Raw genomic sequence first — 18,399 nt, forward strand, 5'->3', positions numbered from 1 at the left:
GTGCTTCGGGACCCTTGGAGGGACGCGTGACTCGGATGTGGCCGGACGGTTCGTACGCCCACGGCGAGGCGGTGAGCGCCGATGCCCGGTAGCCGTACGGGCCGGCCGCCCGTGCAGCGCGCCGTTCGGCGGCCCGCAGCTCCGGGGCCGCCGCGCGACAACGCGGTACGGCGGCTCTACACGCGTCTGCAGCGGGCGTGGGACCGCCCGCTGACCGCGTACTACCTGATCCTCGGCGGCAGCCTGCTGATCACCGTGCTCGGTCTGGTGATGGTCTACTCGGCCTCCCAGATCACCGCGCTGCAGATGTCGCTGCCCGGGTCGTACTTCTTCCGCAAGCAGCTCCTGGCCGCCGTGATCGGCGCCGGGCTGCTGTTCGCGGCCTCCCGGATGCCGGTGAAGCTGCACCGCGCGCTGGCCTACCCGATCCTCGCGGGCGCCGTCTTCATGATGGCGCTGGTGCAGGTGCCCGGGATAGGAGTCGCGGTCAACGGCAACCAGAACTGGATCGCCCTCGGCGGCTCCTTCCAGATCCAGCCCAGCGAGTTCGGCAAGCTGGCGCTGGTGCTGTGGGGCGCCGACCTGATCGCCCGCAAGCAGGACAAGAAGCTGCTGAACCAGTGGAAGCACATGCTGGTGCCGCTCGTGCCGGTCGCCTTCATGCTGCTCGGACTGATCATGCTCGGCGGCGACATGGGTACGGCGATCATCCTGTCGGCGATCCTGTTCGGCCTGCTGTGGCTGGCGGGGGCCCCGACCCGGCTGTTCGTGGGGGTCCTGTCGGTCGCCGGGCTGATCGGGCTGCTCCTGATCAAGACCAGCGCCAACCGCATGGCCCGCCTCCAGTGCCTGGGCGCCACCGAACCGCGCAGCGGCGCCGTCGACTGCTGGCAGGCCGTGCACGGGATCTATGCGCTCGCATCCGGCGGAATTTTCGGCTCCGGGCTCGGCGCGAGTGTGGAGAAATGGGGCCAACTACCCGAAGCCCACACCGACTTCATCTTCGCCGTCACCGGTGAGGAACTGGGCCTGGCGGGGACGCTGTCGGTGCTCGCCCTCTTCGCGGCTCTAGGCTATGCGGGTATCCGCGTGGCCGGACGCACGGAGGACCCCTTCGTGAGGTACGCCGCGGGAGGCGTGACCACCTGGATCACCGCGCAAGCGGTGATCAACATCGGTGCGGTGCTCGGTCTGCTGCCGATCGCCGGCGTCCCCCTGCCGCTGTTCTCGTACGGGGGGTCCGCCCTGCTGCCGACCATGTTCGCCATCGGGCTGCTCATCGCCTTCGCACGCGATGAGCCCGCTGCGCGGGCAGCGCTTTCCGTGCGGCAACCCCGCTTTGGTAGAAAGCGTGCGGGAGGCTCGGTGCCGGCCAGAGGCGGGACCGGGGCTCCTCGGAGATGGAACACGATGCGACGGCGTGCCTCGGCGGCGCGTTCGTCCGGAGAGCGGTGAATTTCGGTGCATGTCGTACTCGCCGGTGGGGGGACCGCCGGCCACATCGAGCCCGCGCTCGCCCTCGCGGACGCCCTGCGCAGGCAGGACCCGACCGTGGGGATCACGGCCCTGGGCACGGAGCGCGGCCTGGAGACCAAGCTGGTGCCGCAGCGCGGCTATGAACTCGCGCTGATCCCGGCGGTACCGCTGCCGCGCAAGCCCACTCCCGAGCTGATCACCGTCCCGGGCCGGCTGCGCGGCACGATCAAGGCGACCGAGCAGATCCTGGAGCGCACCAAGGCGGACGCCGTCGTCGGCTTCGGCGGCTATGTGGCGCTGCCCGGCTACCTCGCCGCCAAGCGCCTCGGCGTGCCGATCATCATCCACGAGGCCAACGCCCGCCCGGGCCTGGCCAACAAGATCGGCTCGCGCTACGCCGCCCAGGTCGCCGTCGCCACGCCGGACAGCAAGCTGCGCAACTCCCGCTACATCGGCATCCCGCTGCGCCACACCATCGCCACCCTGGACCGGGCTGCCCGCCGCCCCGAGGCCCGCGCGATGTTCGGGCTCGACCCGAACCTGCCGACGCTGCTGGTCTCCGGCGGCTCGCAGGGCGCACGGCGGCTGAACGAGGTCGTCCAGCAGGTCGCGCCCTGGCTCCAGCAGGCCGGAATCCAGATCCTGCACGCGGTCGGTCCGAAGAACGAACTGCCGCAGGTGCATCAGATGCCGGGAATGCCGCCCTACATCCCGGTAAGTTACTTGGACCGGATGGACCTCGCGTACGCCGCGGCCGACATGATGCTCTGCCGCGCGGGTGCGATGACCGTCGCCGAACTCTCCGCCGTCGGACTCCCGGCCGCCTATGTCCCGCTGCCCATCGGCAACGGCGAACAGCGGCTGAACGCCCAGCCGGTGGTCAAGGCCGGCGGCGGGCTGCTGGTCGACGACGCGGAACTCACGCCCGAATGGGTGCAGCAGAACGTCCTGCCCGTGCTCGCCGACCCGCACCGGCTGTACGAGATGTCCCGCGCCGCAAGCGAATTCGGCCGCCGGGACGCCGACGACCTGCTCGTCGGCATGGTGTACGAGGCGATCGCCTCGCACCGCCGCCAGTAACCGTGTGACGGAGGGCAGGGAGCGTGGCCGGACCGACGACCGCCGAGCGCGGTGAACGCCAGCAGGAGTCGTCCGACCCGCCCCTCGCCCGGCGGCGGTTGAGGCTGTCGCGTCTTCGTATGATCATCATCCTTACCGCCCTCCTTGTGCTCCTGGGGGCGGGCTCCGCGTGGCTGCTCTACGGCTCCGAGTGGCTGCGCGTCGAGCGCGTATCGGTCGCGGGTACCCGGGTCCTGACGCCCGAGCAGGTCCGTGACGCGGCCGACGTCCCCGTCGGGGCACCGCTGATTTCCGTCGACACCGGTGCGATTGAGGCGCGTCTGCGCCGGAAATTGCCCCGAATTGACGAGGTTGACGTAGTCCGCTCCTGGCCCCGGGGAATCAGCCTGAAAGTGATGGAACGTACTCCGGTTCTGATGGTGCAAAAAGGCGGAAAGTTCATCGAAGTGGACGATGAAGGTGTCCGTTTCGCCACGGTTTCCACGCCTCCGAAAGGCGTTCCCGCACTGGAATTGACGGTGTCCCGGTCCAGCTCCGCGGCCGCGAGTCTGCGCCGCTTCGGAGAGGACCGTCTGGTGCGTGAGGCGGTGCGCGTCGCCGGCGCCATTCCGGCCGCCGTCTCGCACGACACCCTGGTCGTCAAGGTCCGTTCCTACGACGACATCTCGCTGGAGTTGCGGGACGGCCGGACCGTCGCATGGGGGAGTGGCGAGAAGGGAGCCGCCAAGGCTCGCACACTCACCGCTCTCATGAAAGCCTCGCCGCGTGCGCGGTACTTCGACGTGAGCGTTCCCACCGCCCCCGCGTCATCGGGGAGTTGACGCACATCTGCGCAGGCCAGCACCCTGGTTGGGCAGCGACATGGCTGATCACATAGGGTGAAAAGAAAAACGGGAGGTTCGGCGTGTTCGTTGAACGTGCGCCACTTGTCGACTTAGTGTCCTGTTCAGAAGACTTCAAGGAACAGACACACTGGTAACCCTAAACTTCAGGGTTAGGGTTCGGGTCGGCGCTACGGACCGTCCCATTCGGCATCAGTCGCCGGCTCCGGAAGCGCAGCGCTTCTTGTGAACCGACGACCCGTAACTCGAGGCGAGAGGCCTTCGACGTGGCAGCACCGCAGAACTACCTCGCAGTCATCAAAGTCATCGGTGTCGGCGGCGGTGGTGTCAATGCCATCAACCGGATGATCGAGGTCGGTCTCAAGGGCGTCGAGTTCATCGCCATCAACACTGACGCACAGGCGCTGTTGATGAGCGACGCCGACGTCAAGCTCGACGTCGGCCGGGAACTCACCCGCGGACTCGGCGCCGGAGCCAACCCGGCCGTCGGCCGCAAGGCCGCCGAGGACCACCGTGAGGAGATCGAGGAGGTCCTCAAGGGGGCCGACATGGTCTTCGTGACGGCCGGTGAAGGCGGCGGCACCGGCACCGGCGGCGCGCCCGTCGTGGCCAACATCGCCCGCTCCCTGGGTGCCCTCACCATCGGTGTGGTCACCCGCCCGTTCACCTTCGAGGGACGGCGCCGCGCCAACCAGGCCGAGGACGGCATCGCCGAACTCCGCGAAGAGGTCGACACCCTCATCGTCATCCCGAACGACCGGCTGCTGTCCATCTCGGACCGCCAGGTCTCGGTGCTCGACGCCTTCAAGTCGGCCGACCAGGTCCTGCTCTCCGGTGTCCAGGGCATCACGGACCTCATCACCACGCCCGGCCTGATCAACCTCGACTTCGCCGATGTCAAGTCGGTCATGTCCGAGGCCGGTTCGGCGCTCATGGGCATCGGCTCGGCCCGCGGCGACGACCGCGCGGTGGCCGCGGCCGAGATGGCGATCTCCTCGCCGCTGCTGGAGGCGTCCATCGACGGCGCCCGGGGCGTGCTGCTCTCCATCTCCGGCGGCTCCGACCTCGGCCTGTTCGAGATCAACGAAGCGGCCCAGCTGGTCAGCGAGGCCGCCCACCCCGAGGCCAACATCATCTTCGGCGCGGTCATCGACGACGCCCTCGGGGACGAGGTCCGGGTCACCGTGATCGCCGCCGGCTTCGACGGCGGCCAGCCGCCGGCCCGCCGGGACAACGTCCTCGGCTCGACCTCCTCCTCGCCCCGCCGCGAGGAGCCCGCTCCGGCGCGCCAGCCCGAGAGCCGTCCGTCCTTCGGCTCGCTCGGCAGCGTCACGCCGAAGGAGGAGCCGGAGCCCGCGCCGGAGCCGGTGGCCGACCTTCCGGTCGCCCCGCCGGTGCCGCCGTCGCGGACCTACGCCGACAGTGCGGCGGAGGAACTGGACGTCCCGGACTTCCTTAAGTGATCCTTCTGACGTGATAGGACAGCGCGACACCGTGAGCGGCGCGCACTTCGCTTTCACCGACCGGTGGGGCGGGGTGAGCGCCGCTCCGTATGAGGAGCTCAACCTCGGCGGAGCGGTCGGCGACGACCCCGGGACCGTGACCGCCAACCGCGAGCTGGCCGCCAAGTCGCTCGGGCTCGATCCGGGCGACGTGGTCTGGATGAACCAGGTGCACGGGGCGGACGTCTCGGTGGTCGACGGACCATGGCGTGATCGTCCGGTCCCCGAGGTCGACGCGATCGTCACCGCACGGCGGGGTCTCGCCCTCGCCGTCCTCACCGCCGACTGTGTGCCGGTCCTGCTGGCCGACCCGGTAGCGGGGATCGCCGCCGCGGCCCACGCGGGACGGCCGGGCATGATCGCCGGGGTCGTCCCGGCGGCGCTGCGCGCGATGACGGAACTGGGCGCCGACCCCGCCCGGATCGTCGCCCGCACCGGGCCCGCCGTCTGCGGCCGTTGCTACGAGGTACCGGAAGGGATGCGTGCCGAGGTGGCCGCCGAGGAGCCGACCGCGTCCGCCGAGACCAGCTGGGGCACACCGGCGGTGGATGTGGCCGCCGGGGTGCACGCCCAGCTCGCGCGGCTCGGAGTGCACGACCGGGCGCAGTCGCCGGTGTGCACGCTGGAGTCGGGCGACCACTTCTCGTACCGCCGGGACCGCACCACGGGGCGGCTCGCGGGATATGTCTGGCTGGACTGAATGGACATGACGGACCGCAAGGACGAACTCGCCGCAAACCTGGCGCAGGTGGAGGAACGAATCGCCGCCGCCTGCGCGGCCGCCGGACGTGCCCGCGAGGAGGTGACCCTGATCGTGGTCACCAAGACCTATCCCGCGAGCGACGTCCGGGTCCTGTCGGAACTCGGTGTGCGCCACGTCGCCGAGAACCGCGACCAGGACGCGGCCCCCAAGGCCGCCGCATGCTCGGATCTGCCTCTCGCCTGGCACTTCGTCGGCCAGTTGCAGACCAACAAGGTGCGGTCCGTGGTCGGTTACGCGGACCTCGTGCAGTCGGTCGACCGCTCCCGGCTGGTGACGGCGCTCTCGAAGGAGGCCGTACGGCAGGAGCGCGAGGTGGGCTGTCTGATCCAGGTGGCCCTGGACGCCGGCGAGAGCGCCCGAGGTGAGAGGGGCGGTGTGGCTCCGGGCGGCATCGAGGAGTTGGCCGACCTCATCGCGAAGGCTCCGGGACTGCGGCTGGCCGGGCTGATGACCGTCGCCCCGCTCACCGGGGAGTACGAGGGGCGCCAACAGGCGGCGTTCGAGCGGTTGATGGATTTGTCGACCGACCTGCGCCGAGCTCATCCGGCTGCGAACATGGTGTCGGCAGGGATGAGTGCGGATCTCGAGGAGGCGGTGGCGGCGGGTGCGACACATGTGCGCGTCGGCACTGCGGTACTCGGAGTCCGCCCCAGGCTCGGGTAACGTCGCCAAGAAGTCGGACCACAGCAGAAAATATGGTCAATGTCGCCGAAAGTCGGGCGTAATGACCGCGTGGATCGCGGGCACTTGACAGTCGTCGATCCACCACAGAGCGGAGGACTCAGAGCATGGCCGGCGCGATGCGCAAGATGGCGGTCTACCTCGGCCTCGTGGAGGACGATGGGTACGACGGCCGGGGGTTCGACCCCGATGACGACTTCGAGCCCGAACTGGACCCGGAGCCCGAGCGGGACCACCGACGGCATGAGCCGTCCCACCAGTCGCACAGTGCACATCAGTCCCAAAGGGACGAAGAGGTGCGAATCGTTCAGCCGCCCGCGCCGCGCGAACCTGTGGCCCGTGCCACTTCGCTACCCGCGGAATCCGGCCGCCCGGCGCGCATCGCGCCCGTGGCGTCCATCACACAAGAACGCGCAAGCCTGGAGAAGAACGCACCGGTGATCATGCCCAAGGTCGTGTCGGAACGAGAGCCGTACCGGATCACCACACTTCACCCCCGGACCTACAACGAGGCCCGTACCATCGGGGAACACTTCCGTGAGGGCACCCCGGTGATCATGAATCTGACTGAGATGGATGACACAGACGCGAAGCGACTTGTCGACTTTGCGGCAGGTTTGGTGTTTGGTCTTCACGGCAGCATCGAGCGGGTGACGCAGAAGGTGTTCCTGTTGTCGCCTGCTAACGTCGATGTCACGGCGGAGGACAAGGCCCGCATCGCAGAGGGCGGGTTCTTCAACCAGAGCTGAGACGCACCACCGGAAGAACAGCACGGAACTGGGAAACAGGGGAGAGGGAAACACCAGTCATGAGCGTGGTACTGCAGGTTCTCTACATCGCGCTGATGGTGTTCCTCATCGTGCTCATCTTCCGGTTGGTCATGGACTACGTCTTCCAGTTCGCCCGCTCATGGCAACCCGGCAAGGCGATGGTGGTCGTTCTGGAGGCCACCTACACTGTCACTGATCCACCGCTGAAGCTTCTGCGGCGGTTCATCCCGCCGCTGCGTCTCGGGGGCGTGGCGCTCGACCTGTCCTTCTTCGTACTGATGATCATCGTCTACATCCTGATCACCGTTGTACGGAGCGCGATGTGACCGATGTGACAGATACGGTCTTGCCGACTGCCGACGACTACGTTGAGGTGAAGAAATGCCGTTGACCCCCGAGGACGTGCGGAACAAGCAGTTCACGACCGTCCGCCTCCGAGAAGGCTATGACGAGGACGAGGTCGATGCCTTCCTCGATGAGGTCGAAGCCGAACTGACGCGCCTGCTCCGCGAGAACGAGGACCTGCGCGCCAAGCTGGCCGCGGCCACGCGTGCTGCTGCCCAGAACCAGCAGAACATGCGCAAGCCTCCGGAGGGGCCCGGCGGTCCGCAGGACCAGCAGCAGGGCGGGATGCCTCAGCAGGGCATGCCGCAGCAGGGAATGCCTCAGCAGGGCATGCGCGGTCCCGGCGGTCCTGTACCCGCCGGCATATCGGGCCCGCCGCAGCAGCAGATGGGTGGCCCCATGGGTGGTCCGCCCCAGCTGCCGAGCGGTGCCCCGCAGCTGCCCGCCGGTCCCGGCGGTCAGGGTGGCCCTCAGGGTCCCGGTCCGATGGGCCAGGGTCCGGGGCCGATGGGCCAGCCCCCCATGCAGCAGATGGGCGGCCCCATGGGCGGTCCTATGGGTGGCCCGATGGGCGGTCCCGGTCAGGGCGGCCCCGGCGGCGACAGCGCCGCACGCGTTCTGTCGCTCGCGCAGCAGACCGCCGACCAGGCGATCGCCGAGGCCCGCTCCGAGGCCAACAAGATCGTCGGCGAGGCGCGTTCGCGTGCCGAGGGTCTCGAGCGTGACGCCCGTGCCAAGGCCGACGCCCTGGAGCGGGACGCGCAGGAGAAGCACCGCGTCGCGATGGGCTCCCTGGAGTCCGCTCGCGCCACGCTGGAGCGCAAGGTCGAGGACCTGCGCGGCTTCGAGCGCGAGTACCGCACGCGGCTGAAGTCCTACCTGGAGTCCCAGCTGCGCCAGCTGGAGACGCAGGCGGACGACTCGCTCGCCCCGCCGCGCACTCCGGCCGCTGCGTCGCTCCCGCCGTCCCCGGCGCCTTCCATGGCTCCGGCCGGTGCGAGTGCCCCGTCGTACGGCGGCAACCAGGGCATGGGCGGCGCCCCGTCCCCGGCTGCTCCGTCCTACGGCGGTCAGCAGCAGATGTCCCCGGCGATGACCCAGCCGATGGCTCCGGTCCGGCCGCAGGGCCCCGGCCCCATGGGTCAGGCCCCGTCGCCGATGCGCGGGTTCCTCATCGACGAGGACGACAACTGACGGTTGGTAGTACGCCACAGGCGTCGGCAGCGTTCAGGGCGGGGCCCCGGATATTGATCCGGGGCCCCGCCCTTTTGCTACGCGTGTTCGCGGAGTGTGCCGTGTTTGTTCGGGGACGGGTGAGGTGTCCGACGTACACAACGCCGAAGGCCCGGGGCCACCAAGATTCTTTGGTGGCTCCGGGCCTTCGATCGTGCGGCTGAGTCCCGCTACTGCTTGCGCAGGCGGAACGTCAGGGTCAGGCCCTCGTCCGTGAAGGCCGAGCCGTATGTGTCGTCCGCCTCGCCCTGGGCGAAGTCCGTCGCCAGGACCTCGTCGGCGATCAGCTCGGCGTGCTCGCCGAGCGCCGCGATCGTCGCCGGGTCCGTCGCCGTCCAGCGCAGGGCGATGCGGTCGGCCACGTCCAGACCGCTGTTCTTACGGGCCTCCTGGATCAGGCGGATCGCGTCTCGGGCCAGGCCCGCACGGCGCAGCTCCTCCGTGATCTCCAGGTCCAGGGCGACCGTGGCACCCGAGTCGGACGCCACCGACCACCCCTCGCGCGGGGTCTCCGTGATGATCACCTCGTCCGGGGCGAGGGCGACCGTCTCACCGTCGACCTCCACGGACGCCGTGCCCTCGCGCAGGGCGAGCGACAGCGCCGCAGCGTCCGCGTTCGCGACGGCCTTCGCCACATCCTGGACGCGCTTGCCGAACCGCTTGCCCAGGGCGCGGAAGTTCGCCTTGGCGGTGGTGTCCACCAGGCTGCCGCCGACCTCGGACAGCGACGCCAGCGACGAGACGTTCAGCTCCTCGGTGATCTGCGCGTGCAGCTCGGGGTCCAGGGTGTCGAAGCCCGAGACCGCGACCAGGGCGCGGGACAGCGGCTGGCGGGTCTTGACGCCCGACTCCGCGCGCGTGGCACGGCCCAGCTCGACCAGGCGGCGCACCAGCACCATCTGCTTCGACAGCTCCGGGTCGATCACCGACAGGTCCGCCTCCGGCCAGGAGGCCAGGTGGACCGACTCCGGGGCGCCCGGGGTGACCGGGACGACCAGGTCCTGCCAGACCCGCTCGGTGATGAACGGGGTCAGCGGGGCCATCAGCTTGGTGACCGTCTCGACGACCTCGTGCAGGGTGCGCAGCGCCGCCTTGTCGCCCTGCCAGAAGCGGCGGCGGGAGCGGCGGACGTACCAGTTGGACAGGTCGTCGACGAACGCCGAGAGCAGCTTGCCGGCGCGCTGGGTGTCGTAGGCGTCCAGCGACTGGGTCATCTGGTCGACCAGCGCGTGCAGTTCGGACAGCAGCCAGCGGTCCAGGACCGGGCGGTCGGCCGGGGCCGGGTCGGCCGCGGAGGGCGCCCAGTTCGACGTACGGGCGTACAGGGCCTGGAAGGCGACCGTGTTCCAGTACGTCAGGAGCGTCTTGCGGACGACCTCCTGGATCGTGCCGTGGCCCACGCGGCGGGCCGCCCACGGGGAGCCGCCGGCCGCCATGAACCAGCGCACCGCGTCGGCGCCGTGCTGGTCCATCAGCGGGATCGGCTGCAGGATGTTGCCCAGGTGCTTGGACATCTTGCGGCCGTCCTCGGCGAGGATGTGGCCGAGGCAGACCACGTTCTCGTACGACGACTTGTCGAAGACCAGCGTGCCGATCGCCATCAGCGTGTAGAACCAGCCGCGGGTCTGGTCGATGGCCTCGCAGATGAACTGCGCCGGGTAGCGGGCCTCGAACAGCTCCTTGTTCTTGTACGGGTAGCCCCACTGCGCGAACGGCATCGAACCCGAGTCGTACCAGGCGTCGATGACCTCCGGCACGCGCGTGGCCGTCTTGGCGCAACTCGGGCAGTCGAAGGTGACGTCGTCGATGAACGGGCGGTGCGGGTCGAGGGCCGACTGGTCGGTGCCGGTCAGCTCGGTGAGCTCGGCGCGGGAGCCGACGACGGTCAGGTGGTCGTCCTCGCAGCGCCAGATCGGCAGCGGGGTGCCCCAGTAGCGGTTGCGGGACAGCGCCCAGTCGATGTTGTTGTTCAGCCAGTCGCCGTACCGGCCGTGCTTGACCGTCTCCGGGAACCAGTTGGTGTCCTCGTTCTCCTGGAGGAGGCGGTCCTTGACGGCGGTGGTGCGGATGTACCAGGACGGCTGCGCGTAGTAGAGCAGCGCGGTGTGGCAGCGCCAGCAGTGCGGGTAGCTGTGCTCGTACGGGATGTGCTTGAAGAGCAGACCGCGCTGCTCAAGGTCCTCGGTGAGCTTCTCGTCCGCCTTCTTGAAGAAGACGCCGCCGACCAGCGGGACGTCCTCCTCGAAGGTGCCGTCCGGGCGGACCGGGTTCACGACCGGCAGGCCGTAGGCGCGGCAGACCTTGAGGTCGTCCTCACCGAAGGCGGGGGACTGGTGGACCAGACCGGTGCCGTCCTCGGTGGTGACGTACTCGGCGTTGACGACGTAGTGGGTGCCGCCCTCGGTCTCCGGGAACTCCACGAGCTCGAACGGTCGTTGATACGTCCAGCGCTCCATCTCGGCGCCGGTGAAGGACTGGCCGGTGGTCTCCCAGCCCTCGCCGAGGGCCTTGGCGAGAAGCGGCTCGGCGACGACGAGCTTCTCCGTGCCGTCCGTCGCCACGACGTAGGTGACCTCGGGGTGCGCGGCCACGGCCGTGTTGGAGACCAGCGTCCAGGGCGTGGTCGTCCACACCAGGAGCGCGGCCTCACCGGCGAGCGGACCGGAGGTGAGCGGGAAACGGACGAACACGGACGGGTCGACGACCGTCTCGTAGCCCTGGGCCAGCTCGTGGTCGGACAGGCCGGTGCCGCAGCGCGGGCACCAGGGGGCGACGCGGTGGTCCTGGACCAGCAGGCCCTTGTTGAAGATCTCCTTGAGCGACCACCACACGGACTCGATGTACTCGGGTTCCATCGTGACGTAGGCGTCGTCGAGGTCGACCCAGTAGCCCATGCGGGTCGTCAGGTCGGAGAAGGCGTCGGTGTGGCGCAGCACGGACTCGCGGCACTTGGCGTTGAACTCGGCGATGCCGTACGCCTCGATGTCCTTCTTGCCGGAGAAGCCGAGCTCCTTCTCCACCGCCAGCTCCACCGGGAGGCCGTGGCAGTCCCAGCCGGCCTTGCGGGCCACGTGGTAGCCGCGCATGGTGCGGAAGCGGGGGAAGACGTCCTTGAAGACGCGGGCCTCGATGTGGTGGGCGCCGGGCATGCCGTTGGCGGTGGGCGGGCCCTCGTAGAACACCCACTCGGGGCGGCCCTCGGACTGCTCCAGGCTCTTGGCGAAGATCTTCTGCTCGCGCCAGAAGTCGAGCACCGCGTGCTCGAGCGCGGGCAGGTCGACCTGGGCGGGCACCTGGCGGTACGTCGGCGTTGTCATCAGCGAGCTTCCTCCGGCGGACTTGCTGCCTTCCGTCCGGAGGGACGAGAGCCGAGTCTTCCTTGCGCCGGTTTCGGCGCGCTCCCGCGGTACCACCCTCCTTGGCCCTCCGACGCGGGGTGTGCGTCGGCGAGCCCCCTCATTGGGGTCGCGATGCCGGGTCTACCAACCCTGGGCGGGTCTTCTTCCGGCGGCTCCGGGGTGATCTTCACGTCGCGCTCGCCCCCGGGCTTCCACCGTCCCCGGGTCGCTCTGGGCTGCGTACGCCGCTACTCGTCCCCATCCACGCTTTTCGCTCCGCCCAGTGTACGGCGCCTCGCGGACAGCGGCCGACCGGATTTCCGGGGCGGGTGGCCGCGGCTCGCGTTCGCGCGGCGGTGACCCGAATGGTGCGGTACGCCTGTTCGGATTCTGGGACGTCCCGCTCGATTGCATACCCCGCGGGGAGCTGGGCACAACGCATGCATGTCTGCCGCGCGGCATGCGCGAGGCGGGCGAATCGGGCGGTGTGCCCCGTTGCCGCGGGACTCAAGTCGATTTATCGTCCCAGCACGATTCGCGAGCAAGATCACAATATGTGAAGGGGCCGCGGCATGGTGGCGAAGAAGACCGCCGTACAGCAGTCGGCGTCGAGCAGATCCACACATGCGCGTGCCGGCGCCGCCGGCGGGGCGGCCAAGGACGTGAAGGGGAAGAAGACGGCGCAGGGGGGCGCCGCGGAGGACAAGGGGAAGGCCCGCGAAGGAGCCGGTCAGGAGGCCGGCGGGAGGTCCGGCAAGGCTGCCGGGAAGAAGACGGCCGCTGTCCCCGAGGCCGCGGAGAAGAAGGCGGCAGCCGCTCCGAGGGCGGCCGGGAAGAAAGCCGCGGGCAAGAAGGAGGCGGCCGCGGCGAAGCCCGCCGCCGGGAAGTCGGCGGACAAGGGCGAGGCCAAGGAGGCCGGAGCCAGGAAGAGCGCCGCCAAGAAGAGCGACGCCAAGAAAAGCGACGCCAAGAAGAGCACTGCCAAGAAGAGCACCGCCAGGAAGAGCGCGGCCGGGAAGCGTGCGGTCGCCGACAGCAGGGTCAAGAAGGTGGGCGCGGCGCAGGCCGCGGAGCAGACAGGAGCCACGACGGTGGTTGCGAAGAAGACCCCTGGCACGGCCACGGCGGCCAAGACCGCCGTTCCCAAGGCACGCCTCGCCGCGGTGGAGCCCGGCGAGCTCGCGGTGCGCCCCGGTGAGGACCCCTGGACCGCGGAGGAGGTCGAGGAGGCGCGGGCCGAGCTGATGGCCGAGGTGATGCGGCTGCGCAACGAGCTCGAGTCGTCCGAACAGTCCCTCGTCGGCCTGATGCGGGACTCCGGCGACGGCGCGGGCGACGACCAGGCCGACACCGGCGCCAAGAACATCACGCGCGAGCACGAGCTGGCGCTGGCCGCCAACGCGCGCGAGATGCTCGAACAGACCGAGCGGGCCCTGGAGAGGCTCGACGCGGGCACCTACGGCCTGTGCGAGAACTGCGGGAAGCCGATCGGCAAGGCGCGCATGCAGGCCTTCCCGCGCGCGACCCTGTGCGTCGAGTGCAAGCAGAAGCAGGAACGGCGGTACTGACCGGTGGCCCGGGCCCCGCGGGACGTGTCGTACTCTCGTCCTCAGTCAGGTACCTAGGTCGAGGGACTCACGTGGCAGAGGCGGAGCGCATCATCGGTACGCCGGATACCCCAGAGCCGGCGGCAGCCGAGCCGGAGCAGTCCGGCGCGGACGCGCGGGGAGCCGGCGACGCCGGTGACGCGGCGTCGGCCGAGTCGTCCGGCGACGCGTCGCAGGGCGCTGCGGCCGGACCGCCCCGGGGCAGGCGCCGGATCGCCGTGCTGTTCGGCGTCGCGGTGTTCGCGTACGCCCTCGACCTGATCAGCAAGATGATCGTGGTCGCCAAGCTGGAGCACCACCCGCCGATCGAGATCATCGGGGACTGGCTGAAGTTCGAGGCGATCCGCAACGCGGGCGCCGCCTTCGGCTTCGGCGAGGCCTTCACCGTGATCTTCACCGTGATCGCGGCGGCCGTGATCGTGGTGATCGCCCGGCTCGCGCGCAAGCTGTACAGCCTGCCCTGGGCCATCGCGCTCGGTCTGCTGCTCGGCGGCGCGCTCGGCAACCTCACCGACCGGATCTTCCGCTCGCCGGGCGTCTTCGAGGGCGCGGTCGTGGACTTCATCGCGCCCAAGCACTTCGCCGTGTTCAACCTCGCCGACTCGGCGATCGTGTGCGGCGGCATCCTGATCGTGCTGCTGTCGTTCCGGGGCCTGGACCCCGACGGCACCGTGCACAAGGACTGAGACCCGCAGGGTCGAGGGGGTTGTCCACAGGCTCCGTGCGGGGGTGCCGGCCCGGTCCGGCATACTCGTCTGGTGAGCACGATTCCCGAGATCCGCACCCTGCCCGTGCCCGACGGCCTGGAGGGCGAGCGCGTAGACGCCGCCATCTCCCGCATGTTCGGCTTCTCCCGTACGAAGGCGGCCGAGCTTGCCGCGGCGGGGAAGGTCATGGTCGACGGGTCGGTGGTCGGGAAGTCGGAGCGGGTGCACGGCGGGGCCTGGCTCGAGGTCGAGATGCCGCAGGCGCCCGCGCCCGTGCAGATCGTCGCCGAGCCGGTCGAAGGCATGGAGATCGTGCACGACGACGATGACGTGGTCGTGATCGTCAAGCCGGTCGGAGTCGCCGCGCATCCCTCGCCGGGCTGGAGCGGGCCGACCGTCATCGGCGGGCTGGCCGCCGCCGGCTACCGGATCTCGACGTCCGGCGCCGCCGAGCGCCAGGGCATCGTGCACCGGCTCGACGTGGGCACCTCCGGGCTGATGGCGGTGGCCAAGTCGGAGCGGGCGTACACCTCGCTCAAGCGCCAGTTCAAGGAGCGCACGGTCGACAAGCGGTACCACACGCTCGTCCAGGGCCACCCCGACCCCACCAGCGGCACCATCGACGCCCCGATCGGCCGCCACCCGAACCACGACTACAAGTGGGCGGTCACCGCCGACGGCAAGCCGTCGATCACGCACTACGACCTCATCGAGGCGTTCCGCGCGGCCTCCCTGCTCGACGTGAAGCTGGAGACCGGGCGCACCCACCAGATCCGCGTCCACATGGCGGCCCACCGGCACCCCTGCGTCGGCGACCTGACGTACGGCGCCGACCCCACCCTCGCCAAGCGGCTGCGGCTGACCCGCCAGTGGCTGCACGCCGTGCGGCTCGGCTTCGAGCACCCGGGGGACGGACAGTGGGTCGAGTTCGAGAGCGAGTACCCGGCCGACCTCCAGAAGGCGCTGGACCAGGTCCGCGAGGAGACGTGGGGATGAGCCCGACGTATGCCGTGCGGGTCGCCGACGACCCTGCCGACCGGGAGGCGTGCTTCGCGGTGCGCAAGGAGGTCTTCGTCGTCGAGCAGGGCGTCCCGCAGGAGATCGAGTACGACGCCCATGACCCCGGTGCCGTGCATGTGCTGGCCGTCCGGGAGGACGGGCTGCCGCTCGGCACCGGACGGCTGCTGTACGGCGAGGCGGCCGCGGCCAAGACCGACGGCGACCCGTCGGTGGGCTCGCTGGGGCGGCTCGCCGTCACGCAGGAGGCCCGCGGGCTGGGCGTCGGGGCGGCCCTGGTGCGGGCGATAGAGGACGCGGCACGCGCACGCGGCCTGACCGCCGTGGATCTGCACGCGCAGACGCACGCCCTGGGCTTCTACGAGCGGCTGGGGTACGTGGCGTACGGGCCGGAGTTCCCGGACGCGGGGATGCCGCACCGGGCGATGCGACGCGTTCTGTAGCCGACGCGGACGCCGACGCGGATGCCGACGGCCGCCGACGCCCGGTGTCGCCGGGCCGCGAGGTCCTGGCCGACCGCCGTCTTTCTCCGTCGAGGCGGAGAACAGTGCCCGGCGGGGCGTCGACAAGGCGGCTGTCGCGCGGGTGCGCGTGGCACGCTGGACGTTTGAAGGTTCTTGATCGTCCAGACGCGGAGCGCTGACCGTGGACCAGTTGGCCCTGTTGTTCGTGCTGTTGCTCGGGGCCGTGGTGAGCGTCCCGGTGGGGGACCGGCTCGGGTTGCCCGCGCCGGTGCTGATGACGCTGCTCGGGATCGTGCTGGCGCTGCTGGAGTTCGTGCCGAACGTCGAGGTCCCGCCCGACCTGATCCTCCCGCTGCTGCTGCCGCCCCTGCTGTACGCGGCCGTGCGGCGCACCTCGTGGCGGCAGTTCGCGGCGAATGTGCGGCCCATCTTCCTGCTCGCCGTGGCGCTGGTGTTCGTCACGACGTTCTGCGTGGCCGCGGTCGCCCACGCGATCGTGCCGGGGCTCCCGCTCGCCGCCGCCGTGGCACTGGGCGCGCTCGTCGCGCCGCCCGATCCGGTCGCCGCGACCGCCGTCGCCGGGCAACTCGGGCTGCCGAGGCGTCTGGTGTCCATCCTGGAGGGCGAGGGCCTCTTCAACGACGTGACGGCCATCGTGCTGTACCACGTGGCCATCGCCGCCGCCGTGAGCGGCGACTTCACCGCGTGGGAGGCCGGACTCGACCTCGTCCTGTCCGCCGTCGTGGCGCTGGCCGTCGGGCTCGCCCTCGGGTGGGGCGCCTACAAGCTGATGGACATGCTGGGCGACGCGACGCTCCAGATCGGGCTCTCGCTGCTCGTGCCGTACGCCTCGTACGTGCTGGCCGAGGAGTTCCACGGCTCCGGCGTGCTCGCCGTGCTCGTCACCGCCATGTTCCTCGCCGAGTACGCCACCGACGCCGACGACGTGATGACGCGGCTCGCCGGGCACACCTTCTGGGACATCGTCGACACGCTGGTCACCGGGGTCGCGTTCGGGCTGATCGGGCTCGAACTGCACATCGCGGTGCGCACCGCGTCCGGCCGCTGGGACGAGCTGCTCGGCTGGGCGGCCCTGGTGGTCGGCGTCGTCGTACTGGTGCGCCTGCTGTACCTGCTGCCGGCCACCTGGCTCACCAAGCGCATGCACGCCAAGCGGGACTACGACGAAGAGGTCCCGATGAGCTGGCGCGAGACCGTCGTGATGTGGTGGTCGGGGATGCGGGGCGTGGCGTCCGTGGCCCTGGCGCTGGCCATTCCCCTGGAGACCGACTCGGGTGAGCCCTTCCCCCACCGCAACGAGATCATCTTCATCGCGTTCGGGGTGATCATGGCGACGCTGGTGGCGCAGGGGCTGACCCTGCCGCGGCTGGTGAAACTGCTCGGTGTGCGCGCCGACAGCGAGCGGGAGCAGGAGTTCGAGAAGCAGCTGGCGGTGCGGGCGGCCAAGGCGGCGAAGAGGCGGCTGAAGGAGATCGAGGCCGTCGAGGAACTGCCCGAGGACCTGTCCGAGCAGATGCTGCGGCGGGCGTTCGAGATCGGGGTGCGGATCAGCCCCGACATGGCCGAGGACGAACGCCGTGAGGCGCATCAGCAGCGGGTACGGCGGCTGAAACGGGTGCGCCGGATCCAGCTCGACATGCTCAGCGCGGCCCGGCACGAGGTGCTGGCGGCGCGCAGCGAACCGGGGGCGGACCCGGAGGTGGTGGACCGGGTGCTGCGGCATTTGGACGTGCGCAGCCTGCGCTGACCTCGCCGTCGGAGCCCTGGGCTTCGTACGATCTGATCATGGCTCGCAACGTTGTCATCAGTGGTGGCGGTACCGGAATCGGGCTCGCGGCGGCCCGGCTGTTCGCGGAGGACGGCGACCGGGTGCTCCTGCTCGGGCGGCGCTCCGAGGTGCTGGAGCGGGCCGACGTGCCCGGGGCCCTCACCTACGCGGCGGATCTGAGCAGGCCGCGCGGTGTACGGGGGGTGGAGCGGTTCGTGGCGTCGGAGCTCGGCACCGTGGACGTCCTCATCCACAGTGCCGGCGGCTCCGGGTACCGGGAGCCCGACGTGGACAGCGACGAGCCCCTCGACGTCGTCCTGCACAGCTGGACCCTCAACTTCGGCCTCAACACCCTGACCGCGGCCCTGCTCACCGAGGCCCTGAAGGACCGGCTCGCGGACCCCGGCGGGCGGGTGCTGTTCATCGGCTCCATCGCCGCCTTCCGGGGGTCCGGCAGCGTGGCGTACGCGGCGTCCAAGGCCGCGCTGCACCCGTACGCCCACGACCTGGCCCGGCAGTTGGGGCCGCGCGGGATCACCGTGAACGTGGTCGCGCCCGGCTATGTCGAGGACACCGAGTTCTTCGGCGACGGGATGGACGACGAGCGGCGCGCCCGGCTGATCGCCGAGACCTCGACCGGGCGGGCCGGCACGCCGGGGGACGTCGCCGCGACCCTGCACTGGCTGGCGTCGCACGGCGCCGGGCACATCACCTCGCAGATCATCCAGGTCAACGGAGGAGCCGAGCGCGGCCACTGAGCGGGCCGCGGGGGGTGGCGTGAGGGG

The 18,399-nt window shown here is 70.3% G+C and carries 16 protein-coding genes; 15 read left to right on the forward strand and 1 reads right to left on the reverse strand.

Translation table 11 applies throughout. From position 1 onward, the window contains the following. Positions 1-81: 81 nt before the first annotated feature. The 9 genes from ftsW to ACGFW6_RS14710 all read left to right on the forward strand — a co-directional run bounded on the left by ftsW (position 82) and on the right by ACGFW6_RS14710 (position 8,653). A complete protein-coding gene (gene ftsW, locus ACGFW6_RS14670; RefSeq protein ID WP_393508329.1) occupies positions 82-1,455 on the forward strand; it encodes a putative lipid II flippase FtsW in 1,374 nt (457 codons plus the stop codon). Positions 1,456-1,461: 6 nt separating this feature from the next. Next, entirely contained in the window at positions 1,462-2,556 is a 1,095-nt protein-coding gene (gene murG / locus ACGFW6_RS14675) for an undecaprenyldiphospho-muramoylpentapeptide beta-N-acetylglucosaminyltransferase (RefSeq protein ID WP_030955152.1), read from the forward strand. Between the two features lie 23 nt (positions 2,557-2,579). After that, on the forward strand, positions 2,580-3,377 hold the full coding sequence (locus tag ACGFW6_RS14680; RefSeq protein WP_393508332.1) for a cell division protein FtsQ/DivIB: 798 nt from the start codon (positions 2,580-2,582) through the stop codon (positions 3,375-3,377). Positions 3,378-3,664: 287 nt separating this feature from the next. Further along, positions 3,665-4,861: a cell division protein FtsZ gene (gene ftsZ, locus ACGFW6_RS14685; protein WP_393508335.1), complete on the forward strand. Its 1,197-nt coding sequence runs from the start codon at positions 3,665-3,667 to the stop codon at positions 4,859-4,861. A 10-nt stretch (positions 4,862-4,871) separates the two neighbouring features. Beyond that, positions 4,872-5,600: a peptidoglycan editing factor PgeF gene (pgeF, locus tag ACGFW6_RS14690; protein WP_393508338.1), complete on the forward strand. Its 729-nt coding sequence runs from the start codon at positions 4,872-4,874 to the stop codon at positions 5,598-5,600. A 6-nt stretch (positions 5,601-5,606) separates the two neighbouring features. Beyond that, positions 5,607-6,326 (forward strand): YggS family pyridoxal phosphate-dependent enzyme, encoded by a 720-nt coding sequence (locus ACGFW6_RS14695; protein WP_393508341.1) that lies wholly within the window; start codon positions 5,607-5,609, stop codon positions 6,324-6,326. Positions 6,327-6,451: 125 nt separating this feature from the next. Further along, positions 6,452-7,093 carry a cell division protein SepF gene (locus ACGFW6_RS14700; RefSeq protein ID WP_030950524.1) on the forward strand — a complete coding sequence of 214 codons (642 nt, stop codon included), beginning with the start codon at positions 6,452-6,454 and terminating at the stop codon, positions 7,091-7,093. 59 nt (positions 7,094-7,152) lie between these two features. Beyond that, positions 7,153-7,440 carry a YggT family protein gene (locus ACGFW6_RS14705; protein ID WP_030950525.1) on the forward strand — a complete coding sequence of 96 codons (288 nt, stop codon included), beginning with the start codon at positions 7,153-7,155 and terminating at the stop codon, positions 7,438-7,440. Between the two features lie 55 nt (positions 7,441-7,495). Next, positions 7,496-8,653 carry a DivIVA domain-containing protein gene (locus ACGFW6_RS14710; RefSeq protein WP_393508345.1) on the forward strand — a complete coding sequence of 386 codons (1,158 nt, stop codon included), beginning with the start codon at positions 7,496-7,498 and terminating at the stop codon, positions 8,651-8,653. A 209-nt stretch (positions 8,654-8,862) separates the two neighbouring features. Here ACGFW6_RS14710 and ileS read toward each other — a convergent pair whose 3' ends face one another. Then, positions 8,863-12,009, reverse strand: coding sequence for an isoleucine--tRNA ligase (gene ileS / locus ACGFW6_RS14715; RefSeq protein WP_393508348.1), 3,147 nt, complete (start codon positions 12,007-12,009; stop codon positions 8,863-8,865). A gap of 593 nt (positions 12,010-12,602) precedes the next feature. Between ileS and ACGFW6_RS14720 the strand changes: the two genes are divergently transcribed. The 6 genes from ACGFW6_RS14720 to ACGFW6_RS14745 all read left to right on the forward strand — a co-directional run bounded on the left by ACGFW6_RS14720 (position 12,603) and on the right by ACGFW6_RS14745 (position 18,372). After that, on the forward strand, positions 12,603-13,598 hold the full coding sequence (locus ACGFW6_RS14720; protein ID WP_393508351.1) for a TraR/DksA C4-type zinc finger protein: 996 nt from the start codon (positions 12,603-12,605) through the stop codon (positions 13,596-13,598). Between the two features lie 71 nt (positions 13,599-13,669). Continuing rightward, entirely contained in the window at positions 13,670-14,323 is a 654-nt protein-coding gene (gene lspA / locus ACGFW6_RS14725) for a signal peptidase II (RefSeq protein WP_393508354.1), read from the forward strand. A gap of 72 nt (positions 14,324-14,395) precedes the next feature. After that, positions 14,396-15,340, forward strand: a complete 945-nt coding sequence (locus ACGFW6_RS14730) for an RluA family pseudouridine synthase (RefSeq protein WP_030950530.1) — start codon at positions 14,396-14,398, stop codon at positions 15,338-15,340. Next, complete coding sequence (locus tag ACGFW6_RS14735) at positions 15,337-15,804, forward strand: GNAT family N-acetyltransferase (protein WP_393508357.1); 468 nt, start codon at positions 15,337-15,339, stop codon at positions 15,802-15,804. The genes ACGFW6_RS14730 and ACGFW6_RS14735 overlap by 4 nt, the downstream gene beginning before the upstream one ends. 202 nt (positions 15,805-16,006) lie before the next feature. Continuing rightward, a complete protein-coding gene (locus ACGFW6_RS14740; protein ID WP_393508360.1) occupies positions 16,007-17,593 on the forward strand; it encodes a Na+/H+ antiporter in 1,587 nt (528 codons plus the stop codon). 38 nt (positions 17,594-17,631) lie between these two features. Then, positions 17,632-18,372 (forward strand): SDR family NAD(P)-dependent oxidoreductase, encoded by a 741-nt coding sequence (locus tag ACGFW6_RS14745; RefSeq protein ID WP_393508363.1) that lies wholly within the window; start codon positions 17,632-17,634, stop codon positions 18,370-18,372. The last annotated feature ends 27 nt before the right edge of the window (positions 18,373-18,399 follow it).

This window comes from Streptomyces sp. Y7 (assembly GCF_043195415.1).
In the GTDB taxonomy this organism is placed as follows: domain Bacteria; phylum Actinomycetota; class Actinomycetes; order Streptomycetales; family Streptomycetaceae; genus Streptomyces.

Excerpts from the sequence above, each read along its gene's own strand:
- ftsW (WP_393508329.1), top strand. The coding sequence starts at position 82 with ATGCCCGGTAGCCGTACGGGCCGGCCGCCCGTGCAGCGCGCCGTTCGG.
- ACGFW6_RS14695 (WP_393508341.1), top strand. The coding sequence starts at position 5,607 with ATGACGGACCGCAAGGACGAACTCGCCGCAAACCTGGCGCAGGTGGAG.
- ACGFW6_RS14700 (WP_030950524.1), top strand. The coding sequence starts at position 6,452 with ATGGCCGGCGCGATGCGCAAGATGGCGGTCTACCTCGGCCTCGTGGAG.
- ACGFW6_RS14705 (WP_030950525.1), top strand. The coding sequence starts at position 7,153 with ATGAGCGTGGTACTGCAGGTTCTCTACATCGCGCTGATGGTGTTCCTC.
- ACGFW6_RS14710 (WP_393508345.1), top strand. The coding sequence starts at position 7,496 with ATGCCGTTGACCCCCGAGGACGTGCGGAACAAGCAGTTCACGACCGTC.
- ileS (WP_393508348.1), bottom strand. The coding sequence starts at position 12,009 with ATGACAACGCCGACGTACCGCCAGGTGCCCGCCCAGGTCGACCTGCCC.
- ACGFW6_RS14720 (WP_393508351.1), top strand. The coding sequence starts at position 12,603 with ATGGTGGCGAAGAAGACCGCCGTACAGCAGTCGGCGTCGAGCAGATCC.
- ACGFW6_RS14735 (WP_393508357.1), top strand. The coding sequence starts at position 15,337 with ATGAGCCCGACGTATGCCGTGCGGGTCGCCGACGACCCTGCCGACCGG.
- ACGFW6_RS14745 (WP_393508363.1), top strand. The coding sequence starts at position 17,632 with ATGGCTCGCAACGTTGTCATCAGTGGTGGCGGTACCGGAATCGGGCTC.